We start from the raw sequence: 18,226 nt of genomic DNA on the forward strand, positions 1-18,226 counted from the left end.
GCGCCGAATCCGGCCAGGCGGCGGCGGCTCGTCTTCTTCGCGTAGAGCGCCGCCTGCTTCGGTGATTTGCCTTCAACATCGCCGAGAACGCTATTGGGCCGATTGCCTGGCCAAATATCCGATGCCTCGTGCGGACTGCGACAGCAGTCGCCACTTGCTTATCGCCATGTCGCGAACTGTCATATATCTGGGTCGCAGGGTCGGTTCTCAGTTTTAGGACCGCCAGAAAAGCTCGCCATGACACTCGCGAAGTCGCTCACCAACCAACTTCACAAGTCGCTCGATCCTTGGCTGTCGGTAACGCGAAAAACACGGCTGCGCGATTTCGGCCTTAAGCCTGATCAAATCCTGCCGATCGCGCATCTGGAGCCCGAAGCGCCGCAACGCTGCTTGCACCCCTTGTGCAGCCATATTATTTCCGATGCGCGTCGCTTCCATGAGCGAAACGCGCCTCGGTCGGGCCTTCGGCGTTGGACCGTTCCTACCGCCATGCTGTTGGACCTGGATCGTTTTCCGACATCGGACTCGTATATCCGTGCCGTTGCGAAGCGCTCCCACGGCAACATCGTGCGTGCGAGCAAGAAGGCCGCCCGCCTGGGCGTCAGCTGCGCACCCATTCAAGCGGAGAGCTATGCCGCCAGCATCGCAGCTATCGCCGCCTCCAAACGCTTCCGTTCCGGGGGGCCGGTGCTGTCCGCATGGTTTGGCGTCGGGCCAAATCTCGTCGATACGCTTGCCCCACCCTCCGCGCCGGCCTGCTCCTCGCATTGGACACTGACATGGGGGGCCTTCATTCAGGAAGAAGGCGGCGAACGGCTCGTTGCATACATTTCGCTGAGGCGCGTCGGCAATATGTGCCGCACACACGAAATCATGGGGCATGGCGACTATCTCAAAACGGGCGCCGTGAAGCTCCTTTTCCTTGAGGTGGCCCGCTGGCTCACGGATCGACAGGACCCTCAAGTCCAAGGCCTTCGCTGGCTCATGTACGGCACCATGGAGCATGGCGGGGCTGGCCTGCACGAATGGAAGCGGTTGCTCTGTTTCGAGCCCGCCAACCTGAAATTTGTGCCAGGCTAACCGTTGTATAGCCGCCTGCCGCGTTTGTGCCGGCATGACTGGCGTGCGCGCGATGTTGCGCCCCGCGGGTGAGGAATGATGGCCCAACACGCCCTGCACTGGTTCAGGAACGATCTGCGACTGGCTGACAACCCTGCCCTCGCCGCCGCGGCGCAGGCCGGGCCGGTCCTCTGCCTCTATATTCTCGACACCAGCCCCGATCGTCGCCCGCTCGGCGCAGCCTCGCGCTGGTGGCTGTCGCGCTCGCTCGACACGCTCGGCAATGCGCTGGCGCAGAAAGGCAGCGAGCTCGTGCTGATGCAAGGCGATCCGGCTGCGCTGATTCCACGCGTCGCGGCAGCGGCCGGGATCAGGCTGGTCACGTGGAATCGCCGCTACGAGGCAGAGGCGATCGCGCTCGATCGCCAGCTCAAGGAAGAACTGTCGCGGTGCGGAATCAGCGTCCATAGCTTCAACAGCCATCTCCTGAACGAGCCCTGGCAGGTCACAACCACGACCGGGCAGCCGATGAAGGTGTTCACGCCGTATTGGCGCGCCGCCCGGCAGAAGGGCGAGCCGCTGGCTCCGATTCCTGCGCCAGCGCGAATCGAGGCGCTTGCCCTGCCCGATTCGGTCGAGCCTCTCAGCATTGCGCTGCCGAATCTCGGGCTCGAGCCCCGGAAGCCCGACTGGGCCGCGGGCATGCGGGCGGAATGGACGCCGGGAGAAGACGGCGCCTCGGCCCGCCTCAACGATTTTCTCGCCGGCGGACTGGCGGGTTATGCCGAAGGCCGCGACCGGCCACGCCGCGAATCGACGTCGCGGCTTTCACCGCATCTACGCTTCGGCGAGATCGGTCCATGCCAGATCTGGCATGCGCTCCGTCATGCCCGCGCCACCGGCGAGGCGGCGGGATCGGAACGCGATGCGGAAAAGTTCCTGTCCGAGATCGGCTGGCGGGAATTCTCCTACCATCTGCTCTTCCACAATCCCGAGCTGGCGACACGCAACTACGATGAGCGCTTCGACTGTTTTCCCTGGCAACCCGCCAGGGAAGCGCTGAGCCGCTGGCAGCGTGGACAGACCGGCATCCCGCTGGTCGACGCCGGCATGCGCGAGCTCTGGACGACAGGCTGGATGCACAACCGCGTCCGGATGGTCACGGCGTCCTTCCTGATCAAGCATCTGCTGCAGGACTGGCGCGCCGGCGAAGCCTGGTTCTGGGACACGCTCGTCGATGCCGACCCCGCCAACAACGCTGCCAGCTGGCAATGGGTGGCGGGATCGGGCGCCGACGCCTCGCCCTATTTCCGCATCTTCAATCCGGTCACGCAGGGCGCGACCCATGACCCCGCCGGCGGCTATGTGCGCAAATGGGTGCCGGAGCTGGCCGGGCTCGCGGATGACGACATCCACGAGCCGTGGAAGGCGTCCGAGATGGCGTTGCGCGCGGCGGGAGTGCGAATCGGCGAGACCTATCCGGCCCCGCTCGTCGACCTCGCCTTCGGGCGCCAGCGCGCGCTCGATGCATTCGCCAAGATCCGCAACCGTTGAAGCAACGCTCAGTCAGGCCGCTCGGCAAAGCGGGACATCAGCGCGAAATAGATCGGATAAGGCAATAGCCGCGCCGCCTTCAGGATCCACGCGAGGCGACGCGGGAAGGTGATTTCGAAGCCGCCGCGCTCGAAGCCGTCGACGATTCGACGGGCGCCATCCTCCACCGTCAGCAGGAACGGCATCGGGAATCGCCGGCCCTGCGTCATCGGCGTGTCGACGAAACCGGGATTGACCAGTTGCAGGCGAATGCCGGCTGCCTTGCAATCGAAGCGCAGCGCCTCGCAGAAATAGATCGCGCCCGCCTTGGCGGCACCATAGGCGGCAGCACCGGGAAGGCCACGGTACCCGACCAGCGACGCGTTGACCGCGATCTGGCCGCGCCCGCGGGCAGCCATGCGCGGCTCCACGGCGAAGAGGCTTTTCACGACACCGAGCAGATTGACCGCGACAACCCTTTCGACCGTCTCGGTATTGATCCTGCCGCCTTGCCCCGACGCGATGCCGGCATTCAGGAACGCCAGCGCGATCGGTCCGTGAATGCTCTCGATGGCCTCCGTCACTCCCCGCATCGCCTGTGCGTCGGTCACGTCGCCGGCATGGGCTACGATCCGGCCCGGCAGGCCTTCAGCCTCGCGCGCCACCGCTTCGAGGGCATCGGTCCTGCGCGCGGTGATCGCGACCGTCCAGCCGCGCCGCGCCAACTCGAGCGCGACCGCCGCGCCGATGCCGGAGCTGGCACCGGTGATCCAGGCGACGCCGTCCTGCGGGGTCATGCGGGGCAAGGCCATCGGCGGCTCCGGTTTGATCGGAACAGCCATCTAGGCATCGAAACGCGATGCCGGAAGCCATGCGGTCCAAATCATCCCCGTTATCCCGCCAAGGCTGTGGCACAGTCGCAGCAATCGGTGCAGTCTGCGCGGCGAAGGCGCCTTGCGCGCGACCCACGAGATTGACGAGATCATGCCGACCGAACTGCTGTTTCGCCAGGATGCCTATCTGCAGGAGACGCCTGCGACCGTCCAAACCGTCAACGAGCGCGGCGGCGTCATCCTCGACCGTACGGTGTTCTACGCGACCGGGGGCGGCCAGCCCGGCGATGTCGGGCATCTCCGCCTGACGGACGGCGGCATCGTCGCCATCGGCACCACGATCTACGATCCCGAGGACAAGAGCCGCGTCATCCATGTTGCCGCTGAGGGACAGGCGCTGCCGGCGCCGGGCGATGCCGTCACGGCAGTGCTCGACTGGGAGCGCCGCTTCAAGCGCATGCGCGTGCACACCGCGCTCCATCTGCTCAGCGTCGTGCTGCCCTTCCCCGTCACGGGGGGATCGATCGGCGATGGCGACGGGCGGCTCGATTTCGACATCCCGGAAGGCGGACTGGACAAGGCCGAAATCACCGAAAAGCTCCAGGCCTTGGTCGCGCGCCATGCCGACGTGACCGAACGCTGGATCACCGACGAGGAGCTCGACGCCAATCCGGGCCTGGTCAAGACGATGTCGGTCAAGCCGCCGCGCGGCTCGGGCCGCGTCCGGCTCGTGGCTATCGGCGATATCGATCTGCAGCCCTGCGGCGGAACCCATGTCCGCAACACGGCGGAGATCGGCCTCGTCAGCGTCACCGATATCGAGAAGAAGGGCAAACAGAACCGGCGCGTGCGCATCGCGCTGGCCTGAGATTGGCTTTCGACGGACCGTCACGGTCATTTCGAGGCCGCGCCGATCCGGAATCCATCTCGTTCCATGATGGATTCCGGGGCAAGCCCGGAATGACGGAGCGGATCCGATCATCAGATAAGACTTTGCCCAGAGGATACGCCTATGGCCCGTGAAGACGTTTTCGTTTCAACCGAGTGGCTCGCCGAGCGCCTGAACGCGCCCGATATCGTCGTCGTCGATGCCTCCTGGTATCTGCCGGCGCAGAAGCGCGACGGAGCGGCCGAATATGCCCAGCGCCGCATTCCCGGCGCGGTCCATTTCGATATCGAGAAGATCAAGGACAGCCGCTCGTCCCTGCCCCACATGCTGCCATCCGCCCCCGAATTCGCGGCGGCCGTCGGCGCGCTTGGCATCGGCGACGGCATGCGCATCGTCGTCTATGACGGGCTCGGCTTCTTCTCGGCGCCGCGCGTGCGCTGGACCTTCAAGGTGTTCGGCGCACGAGACGTCGTTATCCTTGACGGCGGCTTCCCGAAATGGCTCGCCGAGGGCCGTCCCGTCGAGGAAGACAGTCCGCAGCCGCGCCAACCCCGCAGCTTCACCGCCCGGCTCGACAACGGCGCCGTCGCGAATGCCGAGGACGTGGCGCGGGCCACGGCCTCGCAGGCGATCCAAGTGGTCGATGCGCGCGCGGCCGACCGCTTCCGCGGCGAAGCGGCGGAGCCGCGTCCCGGTCTCCTCTCCGGCCATATTCCCGGCTCGCTCAACCTTCCGTCATCCCAACTCACCTCCGATGGCAGGCTGAAGTCTCCCGAGGAGATCACGGAATTGTTCCGGGATGCCGGCGTCGATCTCGACAAGCCCTCGATCATGACCTGCGGTTCGGGCGTCTCGGCCGTGATTCTGTCGACGGCGCTCGAGACCGTCGGCAAGCCGGCCAAGGCGATCTATGACGGCTCATGGTCCGAATGGGGCATGGGCCAGCGGCCTGTGGCGACCGGGCCAGCGAAGAAGGACTGATCGGGAGACTGCCATGGACCACGACCACGATCATTCGCACGACCACCCGCACGATCACAGCCATGACGGCGAGCCGCGCTGGAAACATGATGGCGTGCGCGTCATCTCCGGCGACAAGCTCGATCCCAACACGGCGCAGACGCCGGGCATGTTCCGGCAGGCGGCGATCAACCATGCCCGTGTCGGTGCGCAGAAGATCTGGGCCGGCACGGTTGCGATCGAGCCCAACGCCAAGACCGGCGTGCATCACCATGGCGAGCTCGAAAGCGTGATCTATGTGGTGAGCGGCAAGGCCCGCATGCGCTGGGGCGAGCGGCTTGAATTCGTCGCCGAGGCCGGGCCGGGCGACTTCATCTATGTGCCGCCCTTCGTGCCGCATCAGGAGATCAACGCCGATCCCGACAACCCACTGCAATGCGTGCTGGTGCGCTCGGACAACGAGGCGGTGGTGGTCAACATCACCGATGTCGACCCGGTCGAAAAGCCGGAAGAGGTCTATTGGGTCGACCCCATCCACAAGCACCCGCACGGCTGAGCGGGACTGCAGAAACGCCGTCGTTTTGCTCGGGCTTGCCCCGAGCATCTCCTGCCAGGGTTCTCGGGTCTGCGCTTCGCTCCGCCCTAGAACGACGGCGTTCTCAACGGGGCAACCTCAACCCGTCTCGAAATCGCCGGGCTGCGGCGGCGCGATCGGCGTGAACAGCGTGCGGTCCGGCTTGATGTCGAGGAGCGGCGTCTCGTCGAGGCAGTCGAGCCCGCGCACCAGCAACACCCGCCCTTCCCGCGCCACCAGCGTCGCGATCGAGGTGCCGATCGGATTGGGCCTCACCGGCGTGCGCAAGGCAAACGTGCCGTGGGTCTTGCCGTTGTTGGCTGGGCTCTGGCGGACGAGGTCCCGGCGCGACTGGTGCAGCCAGTAGAGCACCTCGAGCCGTTCGAAGCGCTCGACGCCATCCAGGGCCTCGTCCCAGGGCGGGAAGAGTTCGATGCGGCAGATCGGCCCGTCCGCCCTGCCCTGGCGCGGACAGGTCAGTCGCGAGGTCCAGGGCGTGCGGATCGTACCGATGAAGACGAGGCCGGCATCGGTCGCCTGCGGCGGCGCGACGGCGACCTCCTTCTCGCGGATTTCGTTCTCGCGGACCATGGCGGCAGACCTCCTCAGTCGATCGCGATCATCACGTCGGAAGCCTTCACCACGGCATAGGCCTCCTTGCCGATGGTGAGCCCGAGATCGTCCACCGCCGCGTTGGTGATCGAGGACGTCACGATCGCGCCGCCGATATCGATGCGGACATGGGCCGTCGTCGCGCCCTTGGTGATCTCGACGATCCTGCCCTTGAGCTGATTGCGCGCGCTGATCTTCATGGCTCGTCCTTTCGTTGCGACAACCCGACTGCGACGGCGCCTTGACTTGGCTCGGGGGGCGCGGCAACCATCGTTATATCCATCGATATACAACGATAAATTCGAGCGAGGAACAGCATGTTGAAGCGTCGCACCCTGCTGGGCATGGGCCTTGCCCTTGCCGTGAGTTTCCCCCCGGCGTTCAACGCCGCTCAGGCGCAGACGAAGGACCTCGTCATCTTCGCCGCTGCCAGCATGAAAAATGCGCTCGACGAGGCCGCCGCCAACTGGGTTAGGGAGAGCGGCAAGCCCGCGCCGAAGATCTCCTACGCCGCCAGCAACACACTCGCGAAGCAGCTGGAGAACGGCGCCCCGGCGGATCTCTTCGTCTCGGCCGATCTCGACTGGATGGACTATGCGGCCAGCAAGGGCCTGATCAAGCCGGACACCCGCGTCAGCCTGCTCGGCAACCGCATCGTGCTCGTTACCAGCAAGGATTCGACCGCCAAGCTCGACCTCAAGCCCGGCGTCGATGTTTCTGCGGCGGTCGGCTCCGGCCGCCTCGCCATGGGCAATGTCGATTCCGTCCCGGCCGGCAAATACGGCAAGGCTGCGCTGGAAAAACTCGGCGCCTGGGACAAGGTGAAGGACAAGATCGCGCAAGCCGACAATGTCCGCGCCGCTCTGCTGCTGGTCTCGCGCGGCGAGGCCCCGCTCGGCATCGTCTATGCGACCGACGCGGCCGCCGACCCGCAGGTCAAGGTCGTCGCAACCTTCCCCGAGGATTCGCATCCGCCGATCGTCTATCCCGTCGCCATCACCAAGGATTCGGCCAATCCCGATGCGCAGGCCTTCCTGACTTATCTGCGCAGCCCCGCTGCCAAGCCTGTCTTCGAGAAGCAGGGCTTCACGGTTCTCAACAAGCCCGCCACCTCTTCGTGACCGACTGGCTTTCGCCCGAAGAATGGACGGCGGTGAGGCTCAGCCTCATCGTCGCCAGCACGGCCATGCTCGCGAGCCTGCCGCTCGGGCTTGGCGTTGCGCTTCTGCTGGCGCGCGGGCGCTTCTGGGGCAAGTCTCTGCTCGACGCCATCGTCCACATGCCGCTGATCCTTCCGCCGGTGGTGACGGGCTACCTGCTGCTCATCGGCTTCGGCCGGCGCGGGCCGATCGGGCAGTTCCTCTATGACTGGTTCGGGATCGTTTTCTCGTTCCGCTGGACGGGTGCGGCGCTGGCCTGCGGCGTGATGGGCTTTCCGCTGATGGTCCGCGCCATCCGTCTCTCGATCGAAGCCGTCGACCGCAAGCTGGAAGCCGCCGCCGGGACGCTGGGCGCCAGCCCGCTCTGGGTCTTCCTCGTTGTCACCCTGCCGCTCTGCCTGCCCGGCATCATCGCCGGCATGATTCTCTGCTTCGCCAAGGCGATGGGCGAATTCGGCGCGACGATCACCTTCGTCTCAAACATCCCCGGCGAGACGCAGACCCTGCCCTCCGCGATCTACACCTTCACGCAGGTTCCGGGCGGCGACGCCGGCGCGATGCGGCTGACGCTGATCTCGATCGTGATCTCGGTCGCGGCGCTCTTCCTCTCCGAATTGATGGCGCGCATCGTCGGTCGCCGGATCGACATCGAATGAAGCCCGCCCTCGATATCGCGGTCCGGCACCGGCTCGGCGACTTCAAGCTCGATGCCTCCTTCACCTCCGACGGGCGCCTGACCGCGCTGTTCGGCAGTTCGGGCTCGGGCAAGACCTCGCTCGTCAATGTCATCGGCGGGCTAATCCGCCCGGATTCCGGCTATGTCCGAGTCGATGGCGAGACGCTGGTCGACACCGAACGTGGCATCTTCCTGCCGAAGCACCGCCGGCGCATCGGCTATGTCTTTCAGGAGGCCCGGCTTTTCCCCCATCTCACCGTGCGCCAGAACCTGCTGTTCGGGCACTGGTTCGTGCCGCGCGGACAGCGCAAGCCGGCCGAACTCGACAAGGTGCTCGAGTTGCTCGGCATCGGCCATCTGTTGCTGCGGCGGCCGGGCACCCTCTCGGGTGGCGAGAAGCAGCGGGTCGCCATCGGCCGCGCCCTGCTGGCGCAGCCCCGCCTTTTGCTGATGGACGAGCCGCTGGCCGCGCTCGACGAAGCGCGCAAGGCCGAGATCCTCCCGCATATCGAGCGGCTGCGCGACGAGGTCGGCATACCCATCGTCTATGTCTCGCACGCGCTGGCGGAGGTCGCGCGCCTCGCCACCACCGTCGCCGTGGTCGAGAACGGGCGCATCGCCGCTTGCGGTCCGACAGTCGAGATCCTCGCCCGCCCCGATCTGGCGGCGCGGCCGGGGGCGCCGGAGGCGAGCACCTTGCTCTCGGCTGAGGTCGCCGGCTTCGAGGAAGCTTTCGGGCTGGCGCGGCTCACGACTCCGGCCGGGCCGCTGGCGATCGCGCGCGGCACGCTTCAGCAAGGCCAGCGCATCAAGATCCGCATCCTGGCGAGCGACGTCATGCTCAGCCTCGGCCGCCCCGGAGACATCAGCGCGCTCAACGTGCTGTCCGGCACAATCTCCGAGATCGGGGAGCGGAGCGGTTTCGGCGGCAGCACCGTGCATCTGCTCATCGCCTGCGGCGAGGCGAAGCTGGCGGCGCGTCTGACGGCGAAATCCGTTGCCTTGCTCGGGTTGGCGCCCGGAAAGCCGGTCCATGCGGTGATCAAGAGCGTCTCGGTCGAGATGCCTTGATCCGGACGGTCAGGGCGTCATTCTCGGGCGAAGCGAAGCGCAGACCCGAGAATCTTAGGCAGGATGAGATGAAAAGAGCCTCTTTCGGCATGAGATGCTCGGGTCAAGCCCGAGCATGACGGCCAAACCGGTGATCGGAGAATTCGAAGCCCATTACACCCCTTGACCTTCCCACCATGGGAAGCCCTATATCGCTCGTCATCACCCTAAAGGAGACGGCGATGACGGTCATCGACAGGAGCAGGAACGACCTCGAAACCCTTGATGTGGGCGTCGAGGGCATGACCTGCGCGAGCTGCGTCGCCCATGTGGAGCGCGCCATCGCAGCGGTGCCGGGGGTCGATGCGGTCTCGGTCAATCTCGCGACCGAACGGGCACATGTCACTTTTGCCAAGGGCGGCACCGATCTCGGGCAGATCGAGACCGCGATCCGGCACACCGGCTACACGCCGGTCGAGACGATGATCGAGCTGTCAGTCTCGGGAATGACCTGCGCGTCCTGCGTCGGCCATGTCGAGAAGGCTTTGCGCGCCGTGCCGGGCGTGGTCGAGGCCACCGTCAACCTCGCCACCGAGCGCGCCAGCGTGAAGACGCTCGCCGGCGACGAGATCGTCCCGGCCCTCGTCAAGGCCGTGGCCGGCGCCGGCTACAAGGCGAGCCCGACGGTCGCGGCCGATGGCGACGCGGCCTCGCGCCAGCAGGCCGCCCGGGACGAGGAGCAAGGCAAGTTGCTGCGCTCGGTCATCCTCGCCGGGCTGCTGACCTTGCCGCTGCTCGTCGTCGAGATGGGCGGGCACATGGTCCCTGCGCTGCACCACTGGCTCGCCGGCACCTTCGGCGAATGGAACGTGCGCGTATTCTCCTTCGCGCTCGCGACCATCGTGCAGTTTGGCCCGGGCCTCGTCTTCCTGCGCAAGGGTTTCCCGGCGCTGCTGCGGCTCGCGCCCGACATGAATTCGCTCGTCATGCTCGGCACCGGCGCGGCCTATCTCTACTCGACGGTCGCGACCTTCCTGCCGAATCTGCTCCCGGCGGGAACGGAGGGCACCTATTTCGAATCCGGCGCCGTCATCGTGACGCTGATCCTGCTCGGCCGCTGGTTCGAGGCTCGCGCCAAGGGGCGGACCAGCGCCGCCATCCGCAGCCTGATCGCGCTCCAGCCCAAGACCGCCCGCGTGTTGCGTGACGGCGCCGAGAGCGATGTGCCCGTCGAGAGCGTCCGCCCCGGCGATGTCGTCATCCTCCGGCCGGGCGAGCGGGTTCCGGTCGATGGCGAGGTCACGGCCGGCACCTCCTTCGTCGACGAATCCATGATCACCGGCGAGCCCGCCCCCGTGCGCAAGCAGGCCGGCAGCGTCGTCACCGGCGGTACGATCAACGGCTCGGGCGCGCTGCGCTTCACCGCTCGGAAGGTCGGCTCCGACACGCTGCTGGCCCAGATCGTGCGGACCGTCCAGGCCGCGCAGGGCGCCAAGCTGCCGATCCAGGCGCTGGTCGACCGGGTCACGCTCTGGTTCGTCCCGGTGGTGATCGCGCTGGCGCTGGCGACCTTCCTGGTCTGGCTGACATTCGGCCCGAGCCCGGCGCTCTCGCATGCGCTGGTCAATGCCGTCGCGCTGCTGATCATCGCCTGCCCGTGCGCCATGGGCCTGGCCACCCCGACTTCGATCATGGTCGGCACCGGCCGCGGCGCCGAGCTCGGCATCCTGTTCCGGCAGGGCGACGCCCTGCAGGCGCTGAAGGACGTCCAGATCGTCGCGCTCGACAAGACGGGCACGCTGACCAAGGGCAAGCCCGAGCTCACCGACATGGAGCCGGCGTCGGGCTTCAGCGCAGACGAGGTCCTGCGCCTCGTCGCCTCGGCCGAGAACCGCTCGGAGCACCCGTTGGCGCAAGCGCTGGTCGCGGCGGCCAAAGCGCGCGGGCTCGCGCTCGCCGAGCCCGTCGATTTCACCAGCGATCCCGGCCGCGGCGTCACAGCGACGGTCGAGGATCGCAAGGTCGCGATCGGCGGGCACCGGCTGATGGAAGAGGCGAAGCTCGACATCTCGCCCTTCGCGGCCCGCGCCAAGGCGCTGGCGGAAGCGGGCAAGACGCCGCTCTATGCCGCGATCGACGGCCGGATCGCCGCCGTCATCGCCATCGCCGATGCTGTGAAGGAGACCACGCCCGCCGCCATCGCCGCCTTGCACAAGCTCGGCCTCAGGGTCGCGATGGTGACCGGCGACGACCGGCGCACGGCAGAAGCCGTCGCGCGTCAGCTCGGCATCGACGAAGTCCGGGCCGAGGTGCTGCCGACCGACAAGGCCGAGGTGGTGAAGGCGCTGCAGCAGCGCGGCGCCAAGGTCGCCTTCGTGGGCGACGGCATCAACGACGCCCCTGCCCTCGCCCAGGCCGATGTCGGCATCGCCATCGGCACCGGCACGGACATCGCCATCGAGAGCGCCGATGTGGTGCTGATGTCGGGCGACGTGATGGGCGTGCCGCGCGCCATCGCCCTGTCGCAGGCGGTGATCGCCAATATCCGCCAGAATCTGGCCTGGGCCTTCGGCTACAACGCGCTGCTGATCCCGGTCGCGGCGGGCGTGCTCTATCCGGCCTTCGGCATCCTGCTCTCGCCGGTCTTCGCCGGGCTCGCCATGGCGCTGTCGAGCGTCAGCGTCGTCAGCAATGCACTGCGGTTGAAGCGCTTCCAAGTTCCGGTTTCGCATGTACAGGAGACCTGAGATGAATATCGGCGAAGCCGCGACCCGCTCCGGCGTCAGCGCCAAGATGATCCGCTATTACGAGAGCATCGGCCTGATCACACCGCCGGCCCGAACAGCCGCGCAATACCGGGTCTATGCCGATGAAGACGTCCATACGTTGCGCTTCGTGCGCCGCTCGCGCGATCTCGGCTTCTCGCTGGAGGAGACGCGCGAACTGCTCGCGCTCTGGCGCGACAAGAGCCGGGCCAGCGCCGATGTGAAGAACCTCGCCATGGCGCATGTGCGCGAGCTCGAGGAAAAGGCGGCAGAACTCAAGGCCATGGCCGACACGCTGCGGCACCTTGCGACGCATTGCCATGGCGACCACCGGCCGGATTGCCCGATCCTCGCCGATTTCGCCGCCACCTCGCCGGTGCAGGGCAAAGCCTGAGACGCTGTTCCGCCATGCGCTGAATGTCTGGACGGCGCCGGCCGAGATTGCTCATATGCCGCTGCCCACCAGAGGCGGGTCCGGCCCGGCTGCATCGGCCCCGTCGGGGAATCCGCCTCTCAACGAAAGACGGGGAGCGCCCAGGCGTTCTCCAGGCGGAACGACAATGGACAATCGAAACGATCTCTGGCGGCATGTCGATGCGAACAAGGAGCGACTGATCGCGCTGAGCGACCGGGTCTGGGGCATGCCGGAGGTGTGCTACACCGAGAAGCGCTCGGTCGCCGAGCATATCGCCGAGCTGAAGCACCAGGGCTTCAAGATCACCGAGAATGTCGCGGATATCCCGACCGCCGTGATCGGCGAGGCCGGCGAAGGCGGCCCGGTCATCGCCTTCCTCGGCGAATACGACGCCCTGCCCGGCCTCTCGCAGGAAGCTGGCCTCGCCGAGCACAAGGAAATCGAGACCAACGGCCATGGCCATGGCTGCGGTCACAACCTGCTCGGCTCCGCCGCGATGCTCGCTGCCGTCGCGATGAAGGACTGGCTGGCCGAGAACAAGATTCCCGGCCGCGTGCGCTATTATGGCTGCCCGGCCGAGGAAGGCGGCGCCGCCAAGGCCTTCATGGTCCGCGCCGGCGCCTTCGACGACGCCGATGTCGCCATCAGCTGGCACCCGTCGAGCTTCTGGGAGGTCGCCCCGGCTCTGGCGCTGGCCAATACCCGCGCCGATTTCGTCTTCACCGGCCGCGCCTCGCACGCGGCGGCGGCGCCCCATCTCGGCCGCTCGGCGCTCGACGCCGTCGAATTGATGAATGTCGGCGTGAACTATATGCGCGAGCACATGCCGTCCGATGCGCGCGTCCACTACGCGCTGCTCGACACTGGCGGCATCGCGCCGAACGTCGTGCAGGCCCATGCGCGCGTCCGCTACTCGATCCGTGCGCGTGACCTGCGCGGCATGTTGGAACTCGTGCAGCGCGTGAAGAAGATCGCGGAAGGCGCTGCGTTGATGACGGAAACCAAGATGGAGATGCGGATCGTCAGCGCCGTCTCCGACCTCGTCGCCAACACGCCGCTCGAAGAAGCCATGCACAAGGTGATGGAGGATCTCGGCGCGCCGCATTTCGACGACGCCGACAAGGCCTATGCCGAGAAGATTCGCGGCACGCTCTCGCCGCAGGAGATCGCCTCGATCTGGCGCACCGTCGGCATGCCGGATAGCGGCGCGCCGCTCGCCGACTTCCTCGTGCCGCGCGATGCCAAGCGCAACCCGGCCATCGGCTCGACCGATATCGGCGATGTGAGCTGGGCGGTGCCGACCGTGCAGGCCCATGCGCCGACCGTCGCGATGGGCACGCCGTTCCACACTTGGCAGGTGGTGGCGCAGGGCAAGTCGCCGGCCGCGCACAAGGCGATGGTCCATGTCGCCAAGGCGATGGCTGCGACCGGCGCCGCCGTGCTCAGCGACCCCGCCCTGATGGAAGCCGCCAAGGCCGATCACAAGGCGCGCCTCGGCAAGGAAGGCTACACCTCGCCGCTGCCGCCCGAGGTCAAGCCGCCGCTGACGATGTCGCTGGGCTGATAGCGACGGGCTTGCCGTCATTCTCGGGCGCCGCGCAGCGGTGACCCGAGAATCTCGCACCGATGGATGCGCCCTTCCTTCATGAGATGCTCGGGTCAAGCCCGAGCATGACGGCTGTGCTAGCCTGCGCGATTGAATGAATACATATGATCCGGGACAATGACCCCTGCCGGCCAGCCGGCAGAATCGCCGCCCGGAGCCAGCATGGATCGCACAGAGGAATCGGAAGACGGGCTCGGCCGGCATCATCGCTCGGCCAGTGGTCAGGCTGATTCCGCCACTCCCGAACCGGTCGATCTCGCCGGCTATGTGCTGGACGAGCAGTTCGGCTTCCTGCTGCGGCAGATGCAGCAGCGCTATGTCGCGATGTTCCTCGAGATGATGGGCCAGGATGGGCCAACGCCACCGCAATTCGCGGTATTGTGCCGCCTCGCCGCCGATGGACGCATCTCCCAGAATCAGCTCGGCCGCATGACGGCGATGGACCCCGCGACCATCCGGGGCGTGGTGACGCGCCTTGCCGAGCGCGGGCTGGTTGAGCGCCTGCACGATCCCGACGACAAGCGGCGCGTGCTGGTGCAGCTCGGCCAGCGCGGCCGCGAGCTGCTGCCGGAATATGTCGGGCGCGCCAAGGCGATCACCATCGCGGCGCTGGACCCGATGGCGGAGCAGGAGGTCGAGCCGCTGCTCGACGTGATGCGGCGCCTGCTCGCCGGCTTCAAACCGCCAGATACTGGCTCCGCGCCGCCTCGTCGGTCTTGAGATCGGCCATCGTATCGTCGAAGCGGATCAGCCCCTTCTCGATGATGACGGCGCGGTCGGCGATGCTGCCGGCGAAATGCAGGTTCTGCTCGGAAAGCAAGACCGAAAGCCCCTCGCCTTTCAGCACGCGAATGGTCTCCGCCATCGCCTCAACGATGACCGGCGCCAACCCCTCCGAGGGTTCGTCGAGCAGGAGCAAGCGCGGATTGCCCATCAGCGTGCGGGCGATGGTCAGCATCTGCTGCTCGCCGCCGGACATCGCGCCGCCCGGCCGATCGCGCATGCGGCCGAGATTCGGGAAGAGGTTGAAAAGCCGCTCCGGCGTCCAGTGCGGCGCACCCGCCCGCGCCGGCTGGCGGCCGACTTCGAGATTCTCCATCACCGTCAGCTCGGAGAAGACGCGCCGGTCTTCCGGCACATAGCCGACGCCGAGCCGGGCGATGGCGAAGGGCTCGCGCCCGGCGATCTCCTTGCCTTCGAAGCGGATCGAACCCTGCGGCTGCGGCACCAGCCCCATCACCGTCTTCATCGTCGTCGACTTGCCGGCGCCGTTGCGCCCCATCAGCGCGACGACCTCGCCCTGTCCCACCGAAAAGCCGACGCCGTGCAGGATCTTGGCGCGGCCATACCAGGCCTCGACGCCGGCGAGTTCGAGGAGCGCCGCCATTAGTGGCCTCCCGAAGTCGCGCCGGAGCCGAGATAGACGGCGCGCACTTGGCGGTCATTGCGGACCTCGGCGCTGGTCCCGGCTGCGATCAGCCGGCCGCGGTCGAGCACCAGCACGCGGTCGGCATGGGCGAAGACGACATCCATGTCGTGCTCTGTGAACAGCACGGCGATGCCGCGCTCCCTGGCGATGCGGGCGGTGAGCGCCATCAGCGCGATGCGCTCCTGCGGCGCCATGCCGGCGGTCGGCTCGTCCATCAGCAGGAGTTTTGGCGCATTGGCGAGCGCGACCGCAAGCTCGACGCGCTTCAGGTCGCCATAGGCCAGCACGCCGCAGGCGCGCTCCGCCTGCTTGATCATGCCGACCTGATCAAGCAGCGCGTCCGCCGCCTCACTGTGGCGCCCGTTGGCGCGGCCGAAGAGTCGCCAGCTTTCGCCGGCATGTGAAATCAGCGCCATCTGGACGTTCTCGCGCACTGTCATCGAGGCGAAGGTCGCGGTGATCTGGAAGGTGCGGCCGACGCCGAGGCGCCAGATCTTGCGCGGCTCAAGCCCGGTGATCGGCTGGCCAGCGATAAGGACCTCGCCGCGGTCGGGCTTGAGCTGCCCGTTCAGCATGTTGAAGCAGGTCGTCTTGCCGGCGCCGTTGGGGCCGATCAGCGCGACCAGCCGCCCGGCCGCGACCGAGAAGGACACCCCATCGACTGCTTTCACCCCGCCGAAGGATCGGGCGAGGTCGCGTGCTTCCAGCACGGGGGCCATGGGTGCGGTCATGCCGCCACGGTCGCTTGCGCCGCGCTGTCCCGCCTAGCGCGCCAGAACAGCCAGGTGCCCACCAAGCCGCGCGGGAACAGGACCACCAGCAGCACGATCGACAGCCCGAGGCCGAAGCGCCAATAGGCGGTCACCTTCGCGAGCTGTTCGTTCAGCCCCATATAGGCGAAGGCGCCGACGACCGGCCCGGCAACCGTCTGCACGCCGCCGAGCAACACCATCAGCAGCGCGTCGACCGAGCGCGGGATCGCCATATAGGTCGGGAAGACCGAGCCCTTAGAGAAGGCGAAGAGCCCGCCGGCGATGCCAGCCGCGATCGCGGCGATGACGAAGGCGGCCCATTGCAAGCGCCCGACATCAAGGCCGATCGCCTCCGCCCGCAAGGGGCTGTCGCGGCCGGCGCGCAGGGCGTAGCCGAAGGGTGCGAAGATGATGAGGCGCAGGGTCAGGATCACAAGCACGGCGGTGGTCAGTGCGAGATAGTAGAACGCGGTCTTCGAGACTGCCCACGCCGAGGGCCAAACGCCGAGAATGCCGTTATCGCCGCCGGTCAGATCCACCCATTGGAAGGCTGTCGCCCAGGCGATCTGGGCGAAGGCCAGCGTCAGCATGGCCAAGTAGACGCCCGAGAGCCGCACGCAGAACCAGCCGAAGATCGCCCCGGCGACGCCGGCCATCACGGGCGCGAAGACGAGCGCAGACTCCATCGATGCGCCCAGCCATTTTACCGCCAGCGCCGCGCCATAGGCCCCGAGGCCGAAATAGGCGGCATGGCCGAATGAGATGATGCCGCCCGGCCCCATCAGCAGATGCAGCGAGGCGGCGAAGACCGCGAAGATCACCAGATCGGTCAGCGTCAGGACGAAATGATCGGGCACGACGAGCGGCGCGATGACCAGCAGGGCAAGCGCGACAGTGCCAAACAGCTTGGCCGCGCCATCGGCCGGGCGCAGCAGGAAGAGCTGGCCGGCATGGCCGCGCGGCTCGGCGCCGGCTTTGCCGAGCAAGCCGTGGGGCCTGGCGATCAGCACCACCGCCATCACCAGGAAGACCAGCACCAGCGTGATCTTGGGGAGAATCAGGATGCCGAAGGCGTGGAGCACGCCGATCAGCACGGCGGCGAGATAGGCTCCGGTCACGCTGCCGAGCCCGCCGACAACCACGACGACGAAGGCCTCCGCGATCATCGACAGATCCATATGCAGGTTGATCGCCTCGCGCGGGAGCTGGAGGGCGCCGCCAAGCCCCGCCAGCGCGGCGCCAAAGGCAAAGACCGAGGTGAAGAGCAGGCGCTGGTTGACGCCGAGCGCGCTGACCATCTCGCGATCTTCAGTCGCGGCCCGGATCAGCACGCCCCAGCGTGTGCGATGGAACAGCAGCCAGATCAAGCCGAGCACGACCGGGCCGACCGCGATCAGAAGCAGATCGTAGCTCGGGAAACGGTTGTCGAACAGGATGACGAAACTGCGGAAACCCGGTGCGCGCGGGCCGAGTTTGTCCTCGGGGCCCCATGTCGCCAGCGCGATGTCCTGCAGCATCAGCACGACGCCGAAGGTCGCGAGCAGTTGGAACAGCTCGGGCGCCTGATAGATCCGCCTGAGGATCGTGACCTCGATCAGCACGCCGACGACGCCGGTGAGCAGCACGGCCAGGATCACGCCGCCCCAGAAGCCCAAGGGATCAGCCGGGCCGAACCAAGTCACCAGCGTCCAGGCGAGATATCCGCCCAGCATGTAGAGCGAGCCATGGGCGAAGTTCACGATGCGCGTGACGCCGAAGATGATCGACAGCCCGCACGCCACCAGGAAGAGCGACGACGCCGAAGCCAGGCCGTTCAGGGTCTGGGTGAGGACGAGATCCAGCATGTCGTCTCGGGCAAAGCGATAGGTCTCAGACGGTGGGGATCTTAGCGGTGGTGGCATCCGGTGATGCCG

At 67.0% G+C, this 18,226-nt stretch carries 18 protein-coding genes; 12 read left to right on the forward strand and 6 right to left on the reverse strand.

The genetic code is table 11. The annotated features are described in order from the left end of the window. Window positions 1-237 precede the first annotated feature (237 nt). The gene (locus AC1DEZ_RS01610; RefSeq protein WP_476778359.1) at window positions 238-1,080 is read left to right on the forward strand and encodes a hypothetical protein; all 843 of its coding nucleotides are present in this window, start codon (window positions 238-240) and stop codon (window positions 1,078-1,080) included. 78 nt (window positions 1,081-1,158) lie between these two features. Continuing rightward, window positions 1,159-2,613, forward strand: a complete 1,455-nt coding sequence (locus AC1DEZ_RS01615) for a cryptochrome/photolyase family protein (RefSeq protein WP_476778360.1) — start codon at window positions 1,159-1,161, stop codon at window positions 2,611-2,613. An 8-nt stretch (window positions 2,614-2,621) separates the two neighbouring features. On the opposite strand, the gene AC1DEZ_RS01620 is transcribed toward AC1DEZ_RS01615, so the two are convergent. Further along, window positions 2,622-3,404, reverse strand: coding sequence for an SDR family NAD(P)-dependent oxidoreductase (locus tag AC1DEZ_RS01620; protein ID WP_476778361.1), 783 nt, complete (start codon window positions 3,402-3,404; stop codon window positions 2,622-2,624). 172 nt (window positions 3,405-3,576) lie between these two features. Between AC1DEZ_RS01620 and AC1DEZ_RS01625 the strand changes: the two genes are divergently transcribed. From AC1DEZ_RS01625 to AC1DEZ_RS01635, 3 genes are all read left to right on the forward strand, one after another. Beyond that, window positions 3,577-4,293 (forward strand): alanyl-tRNA editing protein, encoded by a 717-nt coding sequence (locus AC1DEZ_RS01625; RefSeq protein ID WP_476778766.1) that lies wholly within the window; start codon window positions 3,577-3,579, stop codon window positions 4,291-4,293. Between the two features lie 144 nt (window positions 4,294-4,437). Next, window positions 4,438-5,295, forward strand: a complete 858-nt coding sequence (sseA, locus tag AC1DEZ_RS01630; RefSeq protein ID WP_441513270.1) for a 3-mercaptopyruvate sulfurtransferase — start codon at window positions 4,438-4,440, stop codon at window positions 5,293-5,295. A gap of 13 nt (window positions 5,296-5,308) precedes the next feature. Then, on the forward strand, window positions 5,309-5,830 hold the full coding sequence (locus tag AC1DEZ_RS01635; RefSeq protein ID WP_476778362.1) for a cupin domain-containing protein: 522 nt from the start codon (window positions 5,309-5,311) through the stop codon (window positions 5,828-5,830). A gap of 117 nt (window positions 5,831-5,947) precedes the next feature. Here the strand turns inward: AC1DEZ_RS01635 and tsaA are convergent, their stop codons facing one another. Next, the gene (gene tsaA / locus AC1DEZ_RS01640) at window positions 5,948-6,439 is read right to left on the reverse strand and encodes a tRNA (N6-threonylcarbamoyladenosine(37)-N6)-methyltransferase TrmO (protein WP_476778363.1); all 492 of its coding nucleotides are present in this window, start codon (window positions 6,437-6,439) and stop codon (window positions 5,948-5,950) included. A 14-nt stretch (window positions 6,440-6,453) separates the two neighbouring features. Beyond that, a complete protein-coding gene (locus tag AC1DEZ_RS01645; protein ID WP_441513267.1) occupies window positions 6,454-6,660 on the reverse strand; it encodes a TOBE domain-containing protein in 207 nt (68 codons plus the stop codon). Between the two features lie 117 nt (window positions 6,661-6,777). Here AC1DEZ_RS01645 and modA point away from each other — a divergent pair, with 117 nt between their 5' ends. The 7 genes from modA (at window position 6,778) to AC1DEZ_RS01680 (ending at window position 14,852) form a co-directional block, all read left to right on the forward strand. Further along, the gene (gene modA / locus AC1DEZ_RS01650; protein ID WP_476778364.1) at window positions 6,778-7,581 is read left to right on the forward strand and encodes a molybdate ABC transporter substrate-binding protein; all 804 of its coding nucleotides are present in this window, start codon (window positions 6,778-6,780) and stop codon (window positions 7,579-7,581) included. Beyond that, window positions 7,578-8,276 carry a molybdate ABC transporter permease subunit gene (modB, locus tag AC1DEZ_RS01655; RefSeq protein ID WP_476778365.1) on the forward strand — a complete coding sequence of 233 codons (699 nt, stop codon included), beginning with the start codon at window positions 7,578-7,580 and terminating at the stop codon, window positions 8,274-8,276. Before modA ends, modB begins: the two co-directional genes overlap by 4 nt. Continuing rightward, window positions 8,273-9,367: a molybdenum ABC transporter ATP-binding protein gene (gene modC, locus AC1DEZ_RS01660; protein ID WP_476778366.1), complete on the forward strand. Its 1,095-nt coding sequence runs from the start codon at window positions 8,273-8,275 to the stop codon at window positions 9,365-9,367. The genes modB and modC overlap by 4 nt, the downstream gene beginning before the upstream one ends. Before the next feature lie 221 nt (window positions 9,368-9,588). Continuing rightward, window positions 9,589-12,093: a heavy metal translocating P-type ATPase gene (locus tag AC1DEZ_RS01665; protein WP_476778367.1), complete on the forward strand. Its 2,505-nt coding sequence runs from the start codon at window positions 9,589-9,591 to the stop codon at window positions 12,091-12,093. Between the two features lies 1 nt (window position 12,094). After that, window positions 12,095-12,505, forward strand: coding sequence for a Cu(I)-responsive transcriptional regulator (gene cueR, locus AC1DEZ_RS01670; RefSeq protein ID WP_476778368.1), 411 nt, complete (start codon window positions 12,095-12,097; stop codon window positions 12,503-12,505). 166 nt (window positions 12,506-12,671) lie between these two features. Next, window positions 12,672-14,090, forward strand: a complete 1,419-nt coding sequence (locus AC1DEZ_RS01675; RefSeq protein ID WP_476778369.1) for a M20 family metallopeptidase — start codon at window positions 12,672-12,674, stop codon at window positions 14,088-14,090. A 204-nt stretch (window positions 14,091-14,294) separates the two neighbouring features. Beyond that, a complete protein-coding gene (locus tag AC1DEZ_RS01680; RefSeq protein ID WP_476778370.1) occupies window positions 14,295-14,852 on the forward strand; it encodes a MarR family winged helix-turn-helix transcriptional regulator in 558 nt (185 codons plus the stop codon). Here AC1DEZ_RS01680 and AC1DEZ_RS01685 read toward each other — a convergent pair. Genes AC1DEZ_RS01685 through AC1DEZ_RS01695 form a run of 3 tightly spaced genes read right to left on the reverse strand, consistent with a single transcriptional unit; the run spans window position 14,809 to window position 18,154 of the window. Next, window positions 14,809-15,519 carry an ABC transporter ATP-binding protein gene (locus AC1DEZ_RS01685; RefSeq protein WP_476778371.1) on the reverse strand — a complete coding sequence of 237 codons (711 nt, stop codon included), beginning with the start codon at window positions 15,517-15,519 and terminating at the stop codon, window positions 14,809-14,811. The genes AC1DEZ_RS01680 and AC1DEZ_RS01685 overlap by 44 nt on opposite strands. After that, window positions 15,519-16,292 carry an ABC transporter ATP-binding protein gene (locus tag AC1DEZ_RS01690; RefSeq protein ID WP_476778372.1) on the reverse strand — a complete coding sequence of 258 codons (774 nt, stop codon included), beginning with the start codon at window positions 16,290-16,292 and terminating at the stop codon, window positions 15,519-15,521. Before AC1DEZ_RS01690 ends, AC1DEZ_RS01685 begins: the two co-directional genes overlap by 1 nt. Beyond that, window positions 16,289-18,154, reverse strand: a complete 1,866-nt coding sequence (locus AC1DEZ_RS01695) for an ABC transporter permease (RefSeq protein WP_476778767.1) — start codon at window positions 18,152-18,154, stop codon at window positions 16,289-16,291. The genes AC1DEZ_RS01690 and AC1DEZ_RS01695 overlap by 4 nt, the downstream gene beginning before the upstream one ends. Between the last annotated feature and the right edge of the window lie 72 nt (window positions 18,155-18,226).

The sequence above is a fragment of the Allobosea sp. 10L422 genome (assembly GCF_056395345.1).